At 71.2% G+C, this 17,646-nt stretch carries 13 protein-coding genes; 3 read left to right on the plus strand and 10 right to left on the minus strand.

Features of this window, described 5'->3' with window-relative positions; all coding sequences use genetic code 11:
* Positions 1-32: 32 nt before the first annotated feature.
* From ACZ60M_RS11640 to ACZ60M_RS11650, 3 genes are all read right to left on the minus strand, one after another.
* Entirely contained in the window at positions 33-899 is an 867-nt protein-coding gene (locus ACZ60M_RS11640; RefSeq protein ID WP_465417189.1) for an alpha/beta fold hydrolase, read from the minus strand.
* Positions 900-915: 16 nt separating this feature from the next.
* Positions 916-1,485, minus strand: coding sequence for a TetR/AcrR family transcriptional regulator (locus ACZ60M_RS11645; RefSeq protein WP_465417191.1), 570 nt, complete (start codon positions 1,483-1,485; stop codon positions 916-918).
* 65 nt (positions 1,486-1,550) lie between these two features.
* Positions 1,551-2,960 carry an aminotransferase-like domain-containing protein gene (locus ACZ60M_RS11650; protein WP_465417192.1) on the minus strand — a complete coding sequence of 470 codons (1,410 nt, stop codon included), beginning with the start codon at positions 2,958-2,960 and terminating at the stop codon, positions 1,551-1,553.
* On the opposite strand from ACZ60M_RS11650, the gene ACZ60M_RS11655 reads away from it, so the two are divergent.
* Positions 2,959-3,927: a DMT family transporter gene (locus ACZ60M_RS11655; RefSeq protein ID WP_465417193.1), complete on the plus strand. Its 969-nt coding sequence runs from the start codon at positions 2,959-2,961 to the stop codon at positions 3,925-3,927. The genes ACZ60M_RS11650 and ACZ60M_RS11655 overlap by 2 nt on opposite strands.
* On the opposite strand, the gene ACZ60M_RS11660 is transcribed toward ACZ60M_RS11655, so the two are convergent.
* The gene (locus ACZ60M_RS11660; protein ID WP_465417194.1) at positions 3,872-5,302 is read right to left on the minus strand and encodes a dihydrolipoyl dehydrogenase family protein; all 1,431 of its coding nucleotides are present in this window, start codon (positions 5,300-5,302) and stop codon (positions 3,872-3,874) included. The genes ACZ60M_RS11655 and ACZ60M_RS11660 overlap by 56 nt on opposite strands.
* 125 nt (positions 5,303-5,427) lie before the next feature.
* Between ACZ60M_RS11660 and ACZ60M_RS11665 the strand changes: the two genes are divergently transcribed.
* Positions 5,428-6,060, plus strand: a complete 633-nt coding sequence (locus ACZ60M_RS11665) for a hypothetical protein (protein WP_465417195.1) — start codon at positions 5,428-5,430, stop codon at positions 6,058-6,060.
* Here ACZ60M_RS11665 and ACZ60M_RS11670 read toward each other — a convergent pair whose 3' ends face one another.
* From ACZ60M_RS11670 to ACZ60M_RS11695, 6 genes are all read right to left on the minus strand, one after another.
* Positions 6,061-7,632 carry a ricin-type beta-trefoil lectin domain protein gene (locus ACZ60M_RS11670; protein WP_465417196.1) on the minus strand — a complete coding sequence of 524 codons (1,572 nt, stop codon included), beginning with the start codon at positions 7,630-7,632 and terminating at the stop codon, positions 6,061-6,063.
* 104 nt (positions 7,633-7,736) lie between these two features.
* Positions 7,737-8,825: a Gfo/Idh/MocA family protein gene (locus tag ACZ60M_RS11675; protein ID WP_465417198.1), complete on the minus strand. Its 1,089-nt coding sequence runs from the start codon at positions 8,823-8,825 to the stop codon at positions 7,737-7,739.
* Entirely contained in the window at positions 8,804-9,505 is a 702-nt protein-coding gene (locus ACZ60M_RS11680; RefSeq protein ID WP_465417200.1) for a ThuA domain-containing protein, read from the minus strand. Before ACZ60M_RS11680 ends, ACZ60M_RS11675 begins: the two co-directional genes overlap by 22 nt.
* Positions 9,506-9,682: 177 nt before the next feature.
* A complete protein-coding gene (locus tag ACZ60M_RS11685; RefSeq protein ID WP_465417201.1) occupies positions 9,683-12,256 on the minus strand; it encodes a family 78 glycoside hydrolase catalytic domain in 2,574 nt (857 codons plus the stop codon).
* A gap of 86 nt (positions 12,257-12,342) precedes the next feature.
* On the minus strand, positions 12,343-13,410 hold the full coding sequence (locus ACZ60M_RS11690; protein ID WP_465417203.1) for a LacI family DNA-binding transcriptional regulator: 1,068 nt from the start codon (positions 13,408-13,410) through the stop codon (positions 12,343-12,345).
* Between the two features lie 136 nt (positions 13,411-13,546).
* On the minus strand, positions 13,547-15,682 hold the full coding sequence (locus tag ACZ60M_RS11695; RefSeq protein ID WP_465417204.1) for an alpha-galactosidase: 2,136 nt from the start codon (positions 15,680-15,682) through the stop codon (positions 13,547-13,549).
* A 268-nt stretch (positions 15,683-15,950) separates the two neighbouring features.
* On the opposite strand from ACZ60M_RS11695, the gene ACZ60M_RS11700 reads away from it, so the two are divergent.
* On the plus strand, positions 15,951-17,642 hold the full coding sequence (locus ACZ60M_RS11700) for an ABC transporter substrate-binding protein (RefSeq protein WP_465417206.1): 1,692 nt from the start codon (positions 15,951-15,953) through the stop codon (positions 17,640-17,642).
* Positions 17,643-17,646: the final 4 nt, after the last annotated feature.

Here is a 17,646-nt window from a genome sequence, read left to right on the forward strand (position 1 = left end):
GTCCGCGCGGCCGGATGACCGCACCGCGAGCCCTAGCCGCGCCTGAGAAGCGCCTTGAGCGCTCCGGCGAACTGGGTCGGGCGCTCGACCGCGCCGAGGTGCCCGCCGGGCAGCTCGGTCAAGGGCAGGCCGAGCCGCGCGGCGAGCGCGGCAGTGGTCTGGAACGGCAGGTCGGCGCGGGAGTCGACCCCGGCGGCGAGGACGAGCCGGTCCGTTTGGGCCGCAAGCGCGGGCAGGTCCGGGTCGTACCCGGTGAACTGGACCAGCACGTGCTCGAGGAACAGCGGCTGCAGATCGCCGAGGCGGCCGAACAGCTCCACGAGTTCGGGCGTGGGCGGCTCGGGCGCGGTGTCGGCGTACCCCTCGGGCCAGGTGCCGAAGCGGCGCAGCGCCGGTGCCTCGGAGCGGAGGTCGGTGTCGATCATCAGACCGGTCATGATCGACCCGGCCCGCTCGAAGTCGCCAGCCCGCGCCGCATCGCGCACCGACGCGATCGCCGTACGCAACCGGGCGGCTTCAGGCAGCAGGTTCACGAGCGGCGGTTCGTGCACGACGGCGAGACGCACCCGCTCCGGATGGTTCGCGAGCAGTTCGAGCGTGGTGATCGCGCCCGCGCTGAAGCCGAACACGATCGGGGCCTCGTCGAAGAGCGCGTCGATCACGGCTACGGCGTCCTCGGCATGGACCTTCGGGTGCTGGTCGCCGAGGACGAAACCCGGCCGCTGCGCCGAGGCCACCCGGGTGGTCATGGTGACGACGCCGTAGGCCTCGCTGAGCTCGGCGGTGAGGCGTTCGAGGACGCCGCCGTGGCCCGAGCCGCCCGGGATGAGCAGTAGCGGCGGGCCTTCGCCCCGCCCGCTGTATTCCACAGTGGCGTCGTCGATGTCGATGGTGTGCATGGGGTTCGCTCCTGTCTTAGATCCGCTGCCATTCGGTCAGGGTGTGGTGGAGCGCGTCGACCGCGCGCCGCCACGACGCGTCAAGGGAGCGGTCGGCGGTGAAGCCGCCGGTCGCCTCCAGATCGCTGAACCCGTGGAAGGTGCTGCGCAGCAGCCGGACCGCGTCGGTCGCGTCGGGTTCGGGCAGGTCGTAGCCGCGCAGCAGCGCGTAGCAGGCCTCGATGATGCGCGCGACGCCCGTGGAGGCCGCGAGCCTCTCCGGCGTGATCGGGTGCCGGGTCGCGGCGTACCGGCCCGGGTGCCCCGTCGCGAACGCGCGGTACGCGTCGGCGAAAGCCGTCAGGGCCGCGTGCCCCGAGCGCCCGGCGACCGCCTGCCCCAGGACCTCCGCCCACTCGTCGTGCGCGAGCAGCGCGACGCCCTCCATGAGGTCGGAGAGCCCGCGCACGTGGGTGTACAGGCTCGCGTCCCGCACGCCGAACCGCTTCGCCATCACGGCGAGTGTCAAATGCTCGAAGCCGATCTCGTCGGCCACGTCGGCGGCGGCGTTGATCAGTGCGTCCCGGGTGAGTCCTACGCGCGGCATAGTTTCCTAACCTTCCTAGGTTTTATCCTAAGGTACCTAGGTTCTGGGGCCGTGCCAAGTCGTTTTCAGGCCTGCTCGTCCAGGGCCGCCTGGAGCAGCCGGGCCGCCTCGCCGAAGCGGTCCGGGGCCGGGCCGGAGAAATTCACCCGCACGCAGGGCCCGGCGGGCTCGGCCGGGAACCACTCGGTGCCGGGCGCGATGAGCAGCCCGCGCGATTCGCAGTCGCGCACCAGCCGTTCGACATCGGTGCCGTCGGCCAGCCGCAGCCACAGGTTGAGGCCGCCCGCCGGGACGCGGTCGAGCACCGCGCCCGGCGCGTGCTCCCGCAGTGCCTCCACCAGCTGGTCCCGGCGCAGCCGCAGCTGGTTCCTGAAGCCCCGCAAGTGGTTCCGCCATCCCGGCTGCGTGACCACGTCGAGCGCCGCCGCCTGCAGCACCCCGCTCACGTACATCGCCTCGGCGCCCTGGTCGGCCGCGATCCGGTCCCGGACCGGCCCGCGCGCGACCACCGCCGCCACCCGCAGCGCGGGCGACACGCTCTTCGTCAGCGACCGCAGATAGACCACGTGCCCGCTGTCGTCAAGGGCCGCAAGCGGAGCCGGGTCCGCGTCGATCGCCAGGTCGTGCGCCCAGTCGTCCTCGACGAGGAACGCGCCGTGGCTCCGCACGACCTCCAGCACGTCCCTCCCGCGACCCGGCGACCACTGCACGCCGGTCGGGTTCGCGAACGTCGGCTGCGCATAGAACGCCCGCGCGCCCGTCCGCCGGAACGCCCGGTCCAGCTCCTCCGGGTCCGGCCCCTCAGGACCGCTCGGGACCGGCACCAGTTCGAGCCCGGCCTGCTCGGCCCCGAGGATCGCGCCCCAGTACGTGGGCGACTCGATAAGCAGCGGCCGGCCCGGACCCACGACCGAGCGGAACACCGAACCGAGCCCGCTCTGGCTGCCCGACACGATCATCACGTCGCGCGCGGTCGGCGCGGCGACCCCCGCCGGGGCGGTGCTACCCAGTTCGGCCGCGAACCACGCCTGCAGCTCCGGTAGCCCCCGCACCGGCGAACGCAGAAGCGCCACTTCGGACTTCGCCGCCCGCGCCAGCGCGGCCCGCACCATCCGCTCCGGCAGCAGGTCCCGGTCCGGGTAGCCCGAGTGCAGGCTCATCGCGTCCGGCGCGGCCGACCGCTGCGTCGAGGACACCACCGGCAGCCGCGCGTGCGGCGAGCCCAGAGCGGCCGTCTGCCAGCCGAAATCCACCGCGCGCGGCGCCCGCACCGCCCGCACGAACGTGCCCACGCCAGGCCGACTCTCCACCAGCCCAAGCGCATTCAGCGCGTGCATCGCCTTCTGCACCGTCACCGGGCTCGCGCCGTACTCGCTCATCAGCTCCCGGTTCGTCGGGACCTTCGATCCGGGCGGGGCGGCCTTGATCCACGCGCGCAGGCCGTCCACGATCCGCTGAGTGCTACTATTCGACATGAAGATAGAGAGTAACACTATCGTTCCCAAGCCGCCCGCGCTATCGCAACGCGCGGGCCTCTGGTGGGGCCTCCTCGGAGTCCTGGCGTTCTCGTTCACCCTCCCGTTCACCCGCGTCGCCGTCGAAGGCCTGTCCCCGCTGTTCATCGGCTCCGGCCGGGCCGTAGTCGCCGCAGGGCTCGCGGCGGTCGCGCTGGCGGCGACGCGGCAGCGCCTTCCCACTGCGGCCCAATGGGTCCGGCTCGCGGTCGTCGCGGGCGGCGTGGTGCTCGGCTTCCCGCTCCTCACCTCGTACGCGCTCACGACCGCTTCGGCCGGGCACGGCGCGGTCGTGGTCGCCCTGCTCCCGGCCGCGACGGCGATCACGGCGGTGCTGCGGGTGAAGGAGCGCCCGTCCGCCCGGTTCTGGACGTTCGCGGGTCTCGGCGCGGGCGCTGCGGTGTGCTTCGCCGCGCTGCAAGGCGGCGGGTTCGGGTCCCTCGGCGCCAGCGACCTGCTGCTGTTCGGCGCGGTGGCGGCCGGCGCGATCGGGTACGCCGAGGGCGGGCTGCTCGCGCGCGAGCTCGGCTCCTGGCAGACCGTGTCGTGGGCGCTGGTCCTCGCGGCCCCGGTCATGATCGCCTTGGGCGGCATCGCGATAGCGCAGGAGCCGCCGTCGGCGACGCCCGTGCAGTGGCTCGCGTTCGCCTACCTCGCGGCCGTGAGCATGTTCCTGGGGTTCTTCGCCTGGTACCGGGGGCTCGCGATCGGGCCGATGGCGCAGGTGAGCCAGGTGCAGTTGACGCAGCCGGTGATGACGATCGCCTGGGCCGCAATCCTTCTCGGCGAACCGCTCACGGTGCCGACGGTCGCGGGCGGGCTCGCGGTGATCGCCTGCGCGGGGCTCGCCGTGCGTGCCCGCCTCGCGGGGGTCAGGCCGAGACCGGCCGCCCGTACGCTTCCAGCAGCCGCAGCCAGATCTCGCTGACCGTCGGGTAGGACGGCACGGCGTGCCAGAGCCGGTCGACAGGGACCTCGCCGACGACCGCGATGGTCGCGGCGTGCACGAGTTCCGCCACGTCCGGGCCGACGAACGTTGCCCCGATCATGACGCCCCGGTCCTCGTCGACGATCATCCGGGCCGCGCCCTGGTAGTCGTCGCGGGACAGGCCCGCCCCAGCGACCCAGCCGAGGTCGTAGTCCACCACGCGGATCGTCTTCCCTTGCGCGCGAGCCTGATCGGCGGTCGGACCGACGGCCGCGACCTCGGGATCGGTGAACACGACCTGCGGGACGGCGCCGTGGTCGGCGGTCGCGACGTGCGCGCCCCAGGGCGCGTCGTCGACCGTCCGGCCCGCCGCGCGGGCCGCGATCACGTCGCCCGCCGCGCGCGCCTGGTACTTGCCCTGGTGCGTCAGCAGGACCCGCCCGTTGACGTCGCCTACCGCGTACAGCCAGTCGAAGCCGTCGACCCGCAGCGTGTCGTCGGTGGCGAGCCGTTTTCCAGGGTCCAGCCCGATCGCTTCAAGGCCGAGGTCGGCCGTGGCGGGCGTGCGCCCGGTGGCGACCAGCACCTCCTCGGCGGTCACCGTTCCGGCACTGGTCTCGATCCGCACGCCGTCGCCGGTGCGGTCGACGCGGAATGTCGCTGTGTCCGTGTAGATCTCGACGCCCTGCGAGCGCAGGGACCGGGCCACGTGCTCGGCCGCGAACGGCTCGACGCTGCCGAGCAGCCCGCCTTTCGCGATGACCTTGACCGTCGCGCCGAATCCGGCGTACGCGGTCGCCATCTCCAGCGCGACCACGCCGCCGCCGATGATCGCGAGGCTCTCGGGCACGGCGGTCGCGCTCGTCGCCTCCCGGCTCGACCACGGTTTCGCCTCGTACAGACCGGGAACGTCCGGCAGGTTCGGCACCGAGCCGGTGGCCACCGCGACCGCGTGCCGGGCCCGCAGCACCGCAGTGCTGCCGTCCTCAATGGTCACTGTGACCTCGCGTTCGCCGCTCAACCGGCCGTGCCCGCGCACGAGGCCGATCCCGGCGCTCTCCAACCACCGGACCTGACCGTCGTCGGACCAGTCGCTGGTGAACGAGTCCCGCCTGCGCAGCACCGCGGCCACGTCGAGTCGGCCCGTGATCGCTTCGGCCACACCGGGAAGCGCCCGTGCCGCGTTCATCACCTGCACCGGGCGCAGCAGCGCCTTGGACGGCATGCACGCCCAGTACGAGCACTCGCCGCCCACGAGCTCGCTCTCGACGATCACCGTCTCCAGCCCGCCCTTGACCGCCCGGTCGGCGACGTTCTCGCCCACCGGCCCGGCCCCGACTACGACCAGGTCGACCTCGCGTACCTCGGCTGCCATCCGCCCCGCCCCTTCCGATGCGTCCCAGAGGCGAAGCCTACGCGCCCCGGTGCCCGCGCGGCACGCTTCCGGGCCCGGGGCCACTACTATGTGGAGCGGCCGCCCCGCACCCCTTGGAGCCCTTCATGACCTATCCGCAGCCGCAAGGCGCGAGACACCGCATGCTCTGGCTGGCCTGCGGCGCGATCGTCCTGGCCCTGGCCGTGATCCTGGCGTCCGCGCTGTACCTCGTGCGGTCCGACGAAGAGCGCGAGGCGGCCGAGTCCGCGACCTCGGAAGCAGCCGTGCCCGACGAGGTCACCGTCGAGCTCTGCGAGGAGTTCGACGCGTCCGGCATCGCCGACGTCGTCCCCGAGACCGACACCGGCCGGACCGACGCCGACATCGGCCCCGACCCGGACAACGCCGCGATCGAGACGACGCTGACCTGCTGGTGGGGCGACCAGCAGCAGTGGACGGGCTGGGTCCTCATGCGGCTCTGGCCGACGGAGCAGGGCGCCGCCACGGCCGTCGAGGACAACCGGGCCGGGAGCGACTTGGCCGGCATCGAGACCGACGGCTGGGGCGGCGGGTTCTCGGCGGTGATCGCCCAGGACGACGGCCGCGAACTGTTCGGCCTGATCGACTCGTACGGCAGGGTCGAGGCGCATGTGTACGCGTTCATCGACCCTGCCGTGCACCTTGAGGACGCTATGTGGTCGGTCCTCGCGGAGCTGCAAGTCCAGTGCGAAGCGGTCTTCGCACCGTTCATGTACTAGCTAGTAGACGCTCGAGCCGATCCAGTCGTCGTAGCCGTACCCGGCCGGGTCGGCGTAGTTCCGGTCGGCGGGTGCGACCGCGCCCCCGCCGCACTGGGTCAGGACCAGCGACGCGCCCGCACTCGTGCCGTCGAAACCGAGGCACAGGCTCGGGCTGCCGACCGGGTGGATACCCGTGGCGTTCGCGGTGAACTGCTGGTTGATCCCGCCGTGGCAGTCCCACAGGATCAGCGGGGTCCCGGCCCGCACACGGCCGCTCTCGATGTCCACGCACCGGTCGTGGCTGAGCTCCACGTGCAGCGAACCCTCCGCCTCGTCGAACCAGAACCCCTGGTTGCGGGCGCCGTTGCAGCCCCACGCGATCAGGTCGGTGCCGTTGCGCGAGTCGTAGCCCTCCGCGTCGGCGCACAGGCCCGCGGCAGCGTTCTTGAGGTCCTGGAACTCAAGCAGCCCTTCATAGAGGTGGGCGCTGCCGGTGCTGGCAGTGTCGACGCACGTGGAGGTCTCCCAGTCGGGGTGCTCGTAGAACTCCGTGATGCACTGCGCGAACGCCCCGTGCCCGAGGTAGTTGGGGTGCAAGGACTGCCGGAACGCGTGCTCCGAGGGCAGCTCGCCGACCTCGACGTAGACGCCGCGCGCCCACGGCTCCTCCTCGCACACGCCGTGCCCGTCGAAGAGCCGCTGCGCGTCGAGGTACCGCACGCCCTTGCCAAGGGCCGCTTCGCGGATGCCGCGCTCGAACATGGGCACGGCCTTGTTGCGCGCGAAGGCCGCGTCCGCGAGGTAGAGCAGGCACCCGCCCGCGTACCAGCCGGGGAAGTCCGGGTTGTCCTCCACGTCGGGCCCGCCCGGGCTGGGGTACGACATGACGACCAGGTCATAGTCTGAGGCGAGGTACCCGGCGTCGGTCATGGTCTGGCGCACGCCGTCGATCGCGTTCTCGACGCCGTCCTGGCTGACCTCGACGCGGGCCTCCCAGGTGTCGGTGTGGCTGTCCCAGCACGGGCCGAGGAACAGGATGCGGTTGGTGGCGCACTCGGTGGCGACGGGGCCGAACTCGATGCCGCCTTCGTCGTTGGCGCCCACCACGATCCACACGAGCTTGACGTGCGTGTTGCGGGCCTTGACCGCGAGCTGGTCGCCCTGGTTGAGCTCGTCCCACTGCGTCTGCCCGGTGCTCTGGATCAGGTGCGGGGACGCGGCACCGGAGCACGCGACGTTGTACTGCTGGTCGCTCTCGATGCCGGTGCGGAAGAGCGCCTGGTCGAGCGAGCGGTCGCACCAGTTCCCGTCCGTGTGGGTGCCGGGTTCGTAGTTGCCGACGCCTTCGCCGGAGATCTCGCTGTCGCCCATGGAGACCAGCGAGGTCTGGCGTTCGGCGAGGGGCCGGATGCCGGGGCTGCCGTACAGCTCGGTCGCTTCGGCGGCGCGGAGGGTTTCGAGGTGGTCGGGCAGCGGCACGGGGTCGGGCCGTGCCGCCGCCTGGGCCGATGAGGCCATTGTGGAGAGTGAGAGGGTGCAGAGCACCGCTGCGGCCAGCGCGGCGGTGATCCGGTTCCGGGGAGTGGACATGGCAGTCTCCTGTTCGGAAACATCGCTGTCGACGGATCGTAGAAGCGAGACTACCGTTACTCCGCGGTAATGTGAAGATTGTCAGATTGATCAATTTCGATACTTTAAGCGGCGGTCCAGTCCGCGTGCGCCGTCAGCGGCACCAGGTCGGGACGCAGCACCCGGGTCTGGATGTCAAGGCGCCCACCGGTCTCGGCCGACCGCAGCAGCGAGGTCATGACCTCCAGGACGTGGAGCGCCAGCGCCCCGCTCGCCCGGGGCGATTCGTTGCGGGCCATGTCCACCAGCCCCGCGCCCCGGCCCGAGTCGACGTACCCGGCGCTGACCGGGAGCACGTGGCGTTCGCCGCCGCGGCGATCGAGTTGGACGTCGCCCGAGAAGTGGTTGGGGTCGGGCACGCCGACGGTGCCCTCGGTGCCGTGGACCTCGATGTTCGGGGCCGAGGTCGCGTACCCGTCGAAGCTCATCACGAGGGTGCTCAGCGCCCCGCCCGCGTGCTCGAGGATGCCGGTGACGTGCGTGTCGATCGAGACCGGGACCTGTTCGCCCGCACGGGGACCCGAGCCGATCAGACGCTGGTCGCGCGAGCGGCTGGACGCGCCGGTGACCGCGACGACCGGGCCGAGCAGGTGCACGAGCGCGGTCACGTAGTACGGCCCCATGTCGAGCAGCGGCCCGCCGCCCTCGGTGTAGTAGAAGTCCGGGTTCGGGTGCCAGACCTCGTGCCCCTGCGCGATCATCGTGGCCGTGGCGAACGTCGGCACCCCGATGTCGCCCTTGTCGATCGCGGCCCGCGCGGTCTGCGTCCCGGTGCCGAGCACCGTGTCCGGCGCGCAGCCGACCTTCACGCCCGCGGCGATGCCCGCCTCGACCACGCGCTGCGCGTCCTCGAACGTCGCCGCGAGCGGCTTCTCGCCGTAGACGTGCTTCCCGGCGGCGATGGCCTGGAGTGCGATGTCCGCGTGGGCCACGGGGATCGTGAGGTTGAGGACGGTGTCCACATCGGGGTGTGCGACCAGCTCGTCGACGGTGAGCGCCGCGGCGCCAGTCTCCTCGGCGACCTCGGCGGCGCGGGCCGCGTTCAGGTCCGCGACGGCCGCGACGCGGACGGCCGGGCAGTCCGCGAAGGTGTTGAGGTACTGGCCTGAGATGGCCCCGAGGCCGATGATGCCTACGCCGTGCGGGTCGCCCACAGCATGCCCCTTTCGATGATGGTGCGGACGTTCTCGTCCTTGAGGACGTCGACGCTGTGGCCGGGGGTGGCCACGACGATGCGGCCCTCGCCCCACAGGCGCGTCCACACGGCCGGGGAGGTGATCGGCCGGTGCCACGGGTGGTACGGCTGCACCGGGTGCGTGGTCGTGGCGAGCACGTCGATGAGGTCGTCGTGCAGGACCCAGTACTGCTCGGTGTCGAGCTCGAAGTCGGCGATGCCCGCGGTGATCGGGTGCTCGCGGCCCAGGTCGGTCATCTCCACGGTGTATTTCAGGTAGTTGTCCTCCTGGCCGCCGCCGCACAGGCCCGGCTCCTTGGAGGGGTGCGTGGCGAACTGGCCGCCGATGAGCTGCAGGTAGTCCGAGGAGTTCCGGTAGGAGTCGGCGATGCCGCCGTGCCAGCCCACGAGGCCCGTGCCCGCTTCGACTGCCGCGCGGAGGCCCTTGAACTGGTCGTGGGTGATGTCGGCCATCGTGACGCTCTGGACGATGAGGTCGGTCCCGGCGAGCACTTCGGCGTCCGCGTACACCTCGCGGGTCTCCTCGATCCGCACCTCGAACCCCTGCTCTCGCAGGAAGGGTAGAAACAGTTCAGTCGCCTCGACCGGTGCGTGCCCCTCCCATCCGCCTCGGACGACCAGGGCTTTTCGCTCACTCATATGGTTCCTTCACCGGCGCTCTGACACCGCTTGTCGAATCGTTTTCAAGCCTCGACGATCGACCGTAGCCGATGCCGCGACCGACCGCAACGGCCTTCCCGGGCACAGTTGGTTTACCGGGACATATAAAAAGTTTCGAACGGCCCCGGGCCGGTGCGCGGCCCGGGACCAAGCCGCCTACGCCGTGGCCGGACGCGGGTCCGCACACGTCCATTCGTGCTCGCCCGAACCCGCCTCCACCGGCTCCCGTCCGGGCAGCTCCACCAGCGCCGTCGTATTGGGCGGCACCGCCGCCCGCACGACTACAACGCCGTCACCCGCGTCCCAGCGCACCGTCGCCCGCCCGTACGGCGTCTCCAGCTCCGTCGCCGCCCACTCCAGCCCCGCCAGCGGCACCGGCGCGATCCGCAGCTTCCGGTACCCCGGTTCGAGCGGCGCCAGACCCGCCACCGTCCGGTGCATCCAGTCCGCGATCGCCCCGAACGCGTAGTGGTTGAACGAGGTCATCTGCCCCGGATTGATCGTGCCGTCCTCCAACATGGAGTCCCAGCGCTCCCACACCGTCGTCGCCCCCATCGTCACCGGGTGCAGCCACGACGGCACCCCCGTCTGCAGCAGCAGCGCCCGCGCCGTCCCCGCATGGCCCGTGCCCACCAGCGCGTCCTGGATCAGCGGCGTCCCCACGAACCCCGTCCCGATCCGGTGGTCCGCCTTCTCGACCAGTCTCGCCAACCGGTCCCCAAGGCGCCCAAGCAGCTCCGCATCCGTCGCCAAGCCGAACACGATCGCCAGCGCGTACGCCGTCTGCGCATCCGAGACGATCCGCCCCGCCGGGGTCACGTACTCCCGCAGCCAGGCCTCGCGCACCTCCTCCGCGTACACCTCGTACCGCTTCGCGTCCTCCTCCAGACCGAGCAGCCGCGCCGCGTCCGCTACGAGCCGCGAGGACCGGAACAGGTAGGCGCTGGCGACGATGTCGTGGTCGGTCTTGGCCTGACCGGGCTCGTCCGGCGGGGCGTTCGGGTCGAGCCAGTCGCCGAACTGGAAGCCGCCCTCCCACAGCCGCCGCTCGCCCGCGAGCGCCGCGACCTGGTCGACCCAGGCCTTCATGCTCGGGTACTGGTGTTCGAGCACCGCGCGGTCGGCGTACCGTTCAAAGAGGACGGAGGGCACGACGGTGGCGGCGTCGGCCCAGGCCGCCGCGGGGGTCTTGGCCCATTCGAGCACGTTCGGCACGATGAACGGCACCCCGTCGATCGCCTCCTGCTCGAGCGCGAGGTCTTCGAGCCAGCTCGCGAGGAACCCGCTCGCGTCGTAGAGGTACGACGCGGTGGGGGTGAAGACCTGGATGTCGCCGGTCCAGCCGAGGCGCTCGTCGCGCTGCGGGCAGTCGGTGGGGATCGACAGGAAGTTGCCGCGCATGCCCCAGACCACGTTCTCGTGCAGGCGGTTCAACTGCTCGTGCGAGGAGTCGAACCAGCCGGTGCGGTCCATATCGGAGTGCACCACTATGGCGGTGACGTCGGCCGGATCGAACTCGCCCGGCCAGCCCTGGACCTCGGCGTACCGGAACCCGTGGAACGTGAACGCGGGCTCCCAGGTCTCTACCCCGTTGCCCGCCAAGGTGTACCGGTCGGTGGCCTTGGCGTGCCGGAGCGGGCGCACGCCGAGCTCGCCGTGTTCGAGGACCTCGGCGTGGCGCAGCACGACGGTGTCGCCCTCGCGGCCGGAGACGCGAATGCGCAGATGCCCCACGAGGTTCTGCCCGAAGTCGAGCACCGTACGTCCACTAGGGGTGGTGATGACCTCGGCGACCGCCAGCTCCTCGGTGGCCCGCACCGGCGGTGCCGTGCGCGGCACGGGCGTGATCGCCTTCGTGTTGTCGTGGCGCGCGTCGAGCCAGGCCTTGTCGTCGAAGCCCGGCGCGGACCAGCCCGGCATCGCGCGCCGCGCGTCGTAGTCCTCGCCCGCGTAGATCCCGCTCGCGGTGACCGGCCCGTCGGCGGCCGCCCGCCAGCCCTCGTCGCCCGTGGCGACGGTTTCCGTTGTCCCGTCCTCGTATTCGAGCACGAGCTGCGCCGCGAAACTCGGGTACTTGCCGTAGTACGGCCGGGCCTCGCCGTGGAAACCGAAGCTCTCGGTGTACCAGCCGCCCGCGAGCGCGGCGCCGATCGCGTTCGCGCCCTTGACGAGCAGCGCGGTGACGTCGTTCGTCTCGTGCACGAGGCGGCTCTTGTACGCCGTCCACCCGGGCTTGAACCGCTCATCGTCGACCGGGACGCCGCCGATCTCGATCTGGAACAGCCCGCGCGCGGTGCTGTACAGGGTCGCGGCCCGGAGTCCTTCGCGCACTTGGAACTCGCGGCGCAGCAGGACCGGCTGCCCGATATCGGCGGGCTCGGGCACGGTGAGGAACTTCGCCCGCCACTCGCCTTCGGCGAGGAACCCGGCGCGGATCGCCAGCGGCGTGCTCCACTCGGAGGTCCCATCCGGGCCGTGGACCCGCACGCGCACTTCGCCGCGCTCGCGGGGGAGCAGCGACTCGAACGGCCACGCGACGAGCACCGATTCGGGGCCTTCGACTTGCGCCACGGCGACGGCTTCGCCCCGCAGCCATTCGATCTCGGCGCCGGTCTGCGTCCAGTTCGGGGCGGTGGTCTCGGTCTTCCACGACAGGCGCGGGCGGCTCGTGCCTACGAAGGCCGAGTCGGTGCGGTACTCGGATCGGACACTGTGGACTGATGGGTGCATTCGTGTCTCCTAGCCCTTCACGTCCCGATTGGAACGATTCATTTCGTGAGGGATCGCGTATGCGGTTGTGCTCGTAGGGCTTGCTTTCAGTGGTCGCCGAGCGCGCCGACGCGCGTGGCGGTGCCGCGCGGGCGCGGCGGCCGGGTGCTGGAGCGGACGACGAGGTCGGGCTGGACCGTTTCGTGCCGCGCCTCGGTGCGCCCGGCGATGCGTTCGAGCAGGAGCTCGACGGCGAGGCGGCCCATCCGCTCGCCGTCCTGGTGGACGGTGGTGAGCGAGATGCCGGGGTGGCCGGCGATCTCGATGCCGTCGTATCCGGCGACGGAGACCTCGTCGGCGGTGAGGCCCGCGTCGGCGACGGCGCGCAGGACGCCGAGCGCCGGTTCGTCGTGGCAGGCGAAGACCGCCGTGGGCCGCTCCGCGCCGGAGAGCAGCCGCAGGGCGGTCCGGTGCGCGTCGGCGGTGACGTCGGCGGCGCGCGCGATGCTGATGCGGTCGCCGAGTCCGGCCTCCTGCATCGCCTTCCGGTAGGCCTCCAGGCGGATCGCCTGCGGCACACCGGAATCGGGCCTGGTGCGTTCCGGTTCGCCGGTGAGGTGGGCGATGTCGCGGTGCCCGAGCCCGATGAGGTGCCGCATGACCTGGAGGGCCCCGGCCTCGTCGTCGCTCACCACGGTGTCGTACCCCTCGGCCCGGTCGTGGCGGCCGAGCATCACCACCGGCACCGTGGCCGAGAGCTCGCTCAGCCAGGCCGGTTCGACCAGCGGCGAGACCGCGATGACCCCGTCCACCTGCCGGTCGACGAGGGCCTGGATGGCCCGGTAGCCCTCGCTGTGCGCGGGGTCGGCCGGGGCGATGATGAGCTGGTACGGCGAGCCGGAGAGGGCCGCCGTGGCGCCCGCGAGCAGCAGCGGGAAGAACGGGTTCGACAGCTCGGGGATCTCGATCCCGAGCGTGAACGTCTTGCCGCGCATACCCCTCGCCGAGACGCTGGGCCGGTAGCCGAGCTTCCCGATCGCCGTGTTCACGCGCTCGCGCATGGCCGGGCTGACCCCGTAGGCGTCGCGGATGACCTTGGAGACGGCCGCCCGCGAGACCCCGGCCTCGCGGGCCACGTCCTCGATGGTGACCGATCCGGCCTTCTGCGCCGCCATGGGAACCCCCTGGTCCTAGTGATGGAGATCAATCTACACATGATGTAGACCGATCTACAAGAGGGCAGTTCCAAGAAAAACGCGGGGCCGCCCGCCGAGACGGACGACCCCGCATGGATCGTGTTGCGCCGCTACATCATTCGGCGGTCAGATGGATCATGACCGCCTGCACCGGCCACAGGCCCGGCAGCTGCACGCCGACCTCGGTCAGCACCCGGCCGGAGACCCGGACCTCGTCCTTGCCCAGCCACGGCGGGGTCGTCCAACCGTGCTTCGACGCGCCGATCTCGTCCCGCACGCGCAGCGCGTACCGCCGCTCGGGGTCGAGTCCGTCGAGCCGGAGCCGTTGCGGCAGTGCGTCTTCGAGGGACGCCACGGTCGCTACGGTGAACACCGCCTCGGAGCGGTCGGCCGCGACGACGCCGCGCACCCGCAGCGCCGGGTCAACGACATCCGGGTGGACCACACTGCCGGTGTGCAGGAGCCCGCGCAGCTCCTTGTACAGCGCGCCGAACGCCTTGATCTGCTCGGTCTCTTCTTCATTGCAGGACAGGAGGTCCCACTCGAACCCGGCCGAACCCTGCAGCGAGGTCGCGATCCGGTAGGCGAGCCCCGTGGCCCGCCCGGTGGAGTGGGCGGGGGAGGGGCCCACGTGCGCGCCGATCATCTCCGGCGGCAGCACGAGCTCGGTCCACCGCTGGATGTCCTGGCGCTCGACCGGATCGTTCGAGTCCGAGGCCCACACGCGGTCGGTCCGCGCAAGGATGCCCAGGTCGGTGCGGGCGCCGCCCGAGGAGCACGACTCGATCTCCAGGCCCGGGTGGTCCGCCTTCAACCGGTCGATGAGCCGGTAGGCCGCGAGGGTCTGCGGGTGCGTGCCCGGCCGCCCCTCGTGCACCGCCTCGACCAGGTCCCGGTTGTGGTCCCACTTGATGAACGCGATCCCGAGCCGGTCAACGATGTGGGACATCTGCACGCGCACATGCTCGAATGCCGCATCGTTCGCCAGGTCCACCACGTACTGCGTGCGGAACGAGATCCCTTCGGGCGCCGGCACGGACTCGGCGCTGGCGAGCAGCCAGTCCGGGTGCGCGCGTGCGAGATCCGAGTCGAGGTTGACCATCTCGGGCTCGAACCACAGCCCGAACTGCATCCCCAGGGACCTGACGAGCTCGGTCAGCGGCTCCAGGCCCTCGGGCCAGACCGCCGGGTCGACCTCCCAGTCGCCGAGCCCGGCCCGGTCGTGCCTGCGCGCCATGAACCAGCCGTCGTCGAGCACGAACCGCTCGACGCCGACCTCGGCCGCCTTGCGCGCCAAGGCCTCCACCCGGGCCGGGTCGTGGTCGAAGTACACGGCCTCCCAGGTGTTGAGCACCAGCGGCCGCGCGGATTGCGGGTGCTGCGGGCGGGCGCGCATCCACGTGTGGAAGCGGTCGGCGATGCCGTCGAGCCCGGTGCCGGACCACGAGAAGTACGCGGTCGGCGCGGCGTACGATTCGCCGTTCTCCAGGCGGATCTCGCTGGGGCGCAGCAGCTCCCCGGCGCCGATGAGTGTCACGTGGTCGGTGTGGCGGTCGGTGCGGTGGCGCACGTCGGCGCTCCAGCCCAGGTGCACGGCCCACACGTCGCCGGTGCGGTTGCGCGGGGTCCCGTTGGAGGCCAGAGTGACCCACGGCGCGTCGTGGCCGCCGCGCCCGCGACGCGACTCGCGCACCGTGGACCCGCGCGGGATCGCGATCGTCACGGGTGCCTTCTCGCGGGCCCAGCGGCCGGTGAAGGACGTGAGGTGGTCGGCGGCCTTCGGCACCGGCAGCGTCGCCTCCAGCCACGAGACCTCAACGGCCCCTTCGCTGTCGTTCTGCAGCTCGTGGTCGACCAGGACGAGCCCGCCCGCGCCGATCTCCAGCCGGGTCCGCAGCGTCAGGCCCGCTTCGGGATCGACGGCCGTGATAGCAACCGTGGCTTCGCCCTGCTGCTCCACCGTGGCCTGCCAGCGCGGGAAGATCGGTCGGCCGTCGCGGGTCGCGAGGAGCGCCGGGCGGCCCGACCAGCCCTCGGATTCCTGCGGCGCCAACGAGAGCCGCCATGCGGCGTCGAGCGTGCCGGGCGCGGTCTGGCGGCCGGTCACTTGGTCGAGCCCGTCGAGGTCCCCGGGTTCGAGCGGGCCGAGGTCGGCACCCCAGTGCAGTACGGCCGGGAGGCCCGCGTCGGCGGCCTTGAGGACGAGGGCTACGCCGTCGCGGCGCAGGAGGGTCCAGGTTCCTTGGTTCACGTCGTTCCTTCAATGTGAGGACAGTGCTTGCGGCGCTTGGGAAGTCGTTCGTATGGCGCCGCGGCGCGTTTCGGCATGTCGAGGGGCACAGTACCGTACTTAACCGGGTTAATGAAATCGGAATCTCGCGCCATTCCAATGGTATGTGATATGTGATATGTTACTGCGAATCCCGAAGTCTGGGCCGGTCGTCAGAGGGTTCCAACGGCGCGCACCCCCACTCCGCTGACGCGGCCTACGGCGCGAACTAGCGATAGGAAATCCCCCCATGATCAGAAAAGCGACCCGCGCGGCGGCGGCCCTCGCAGCCGCGGCGCTGCTCCTCACCGCCTGTTCCGGCGGCGGCGACGACGGTGGCGGCGGCAGCGGACCGGGCGGTGAGCCGCAGCAGGGCGGCACCGTCCACATGCTCCAGAACGCCGACTTCTCCTACCTCGACCCGGCCCGCGGCTGGGACGGCGGCGTCAACGCCTTCTACCGCCTCATCTACCGCGGCCTCACCATGCAGGCCGCGGGCGACGCCGAAGACCCGAACGCCGTCGTCCCCGACATGGCCGAAAGCCTCGGCACCGCATCGGAAGACGGCCTCACCTGGACCTACACCCTCAAAGAGGGCCTGAAGTTCGACAACGGCGACCCCATCACCTCCGCCGAGCTCGAGTTCGGCATCTCCCGCGCCTGGGACCCCGAGATCGGCATCGGCTCGCCCTGGCTCAAGAACACCGTCGAGGCCCCCGAGGACTACAAGGGCCCCTACCAGACCGGCGACCACCCGGGCATCGAGACGCCCGACGAGAAGACCATCGTCTTCCACCTCAAGGCCCCGTTCCCCGAGTTCGACAACGTCGTGGCCCAGGTCAACGCCGTGCCGTTCCCGGTCGGCACGGGCGCCGGCGACGAGTTCATCAAGGACGTGATCGCCTCCGGCCCTTACACCCTCGACTCGTACACGCCCGGCAGCTCGATCAAGCTGGTGCGCAACGAGCACTGGAGCGCCGACACGGACGACGTGCGCAAGGCCTACCCGGACGCGTGGGAGTTCGAGATCGGCCTCGAAGGGGCCACGATCGACGAGCGCCTCCTCGCCGGTCAGGGCTCTGACGTGAACGCGATCTCCGGCAAGATCCAGCCCGCCACCCTGGCGCGCCTCCAGAGCCCCGACCTCCAGGACCGCGTCATCAGCGCCGAGGCCTACTGCGTGACCTACATGGGCATGGACACGAGCGAGGCCCCGTTCGACAAGCTCGAAGTGCGCCAGGCGATGAACTACGCCGTCGACCGCACCTCGCTCCAGACCGCCTCGGGCGGCACCCAGCTCGCCCTCCCGGCCACCACGATCATCCCCAATGCGGTGAACGGTCACAAGGACTTCGACCTCTACCCGAGCGAAGGCAACAACGGCGACCCCGAGCAGGCCAAGGCCCTGCTCGAATCGGTGGGCCTGGGCGACGGCTTCTCGTTCACCCTCGACATCCGCTCGAACCCGATCATGCAGGCGCAGGCCGAGTCCATCCAGCAGGCGCTGGCCAAGATCAATGTGGACGTGACCCTGAACGTCATCGACGTCTCGACCTACTACGAGACGATCGGCACGCCCTCGCAGATGAGCGACGCCGCGATCACCGGCTGGTGCCCGGACTGGGCCTCCAGCTCCAGCACCATGGTGCCGCCGCTCGTGGACGGCCGCGTCATCACCGAGAAGGGCAACACCAACATCGGGATGTTCGACGACCCCGCCATCAACGCCAGGATCGACGAGATCCGCGCGATGACCGACCTCGCGGCGGCCAACGTCGAGTGGGGGAACTTCGACGAGGAGGTCATGGCGCACGCGCCGATGGTCCCGCTGCTGCAGGAGCCGAGCGTGTTCCTGCCGGGCGAGAACATCGCCGGGTACATCCCGAACACGAGCATGACCGACTTGACGATCATCGGCCTGAGCGACCCGTCGCGAGGCTGATCTC

The sequence above is a fragment of the Glycomyces sp. NPDC050141 genome, from assembly GCF_055586545.1.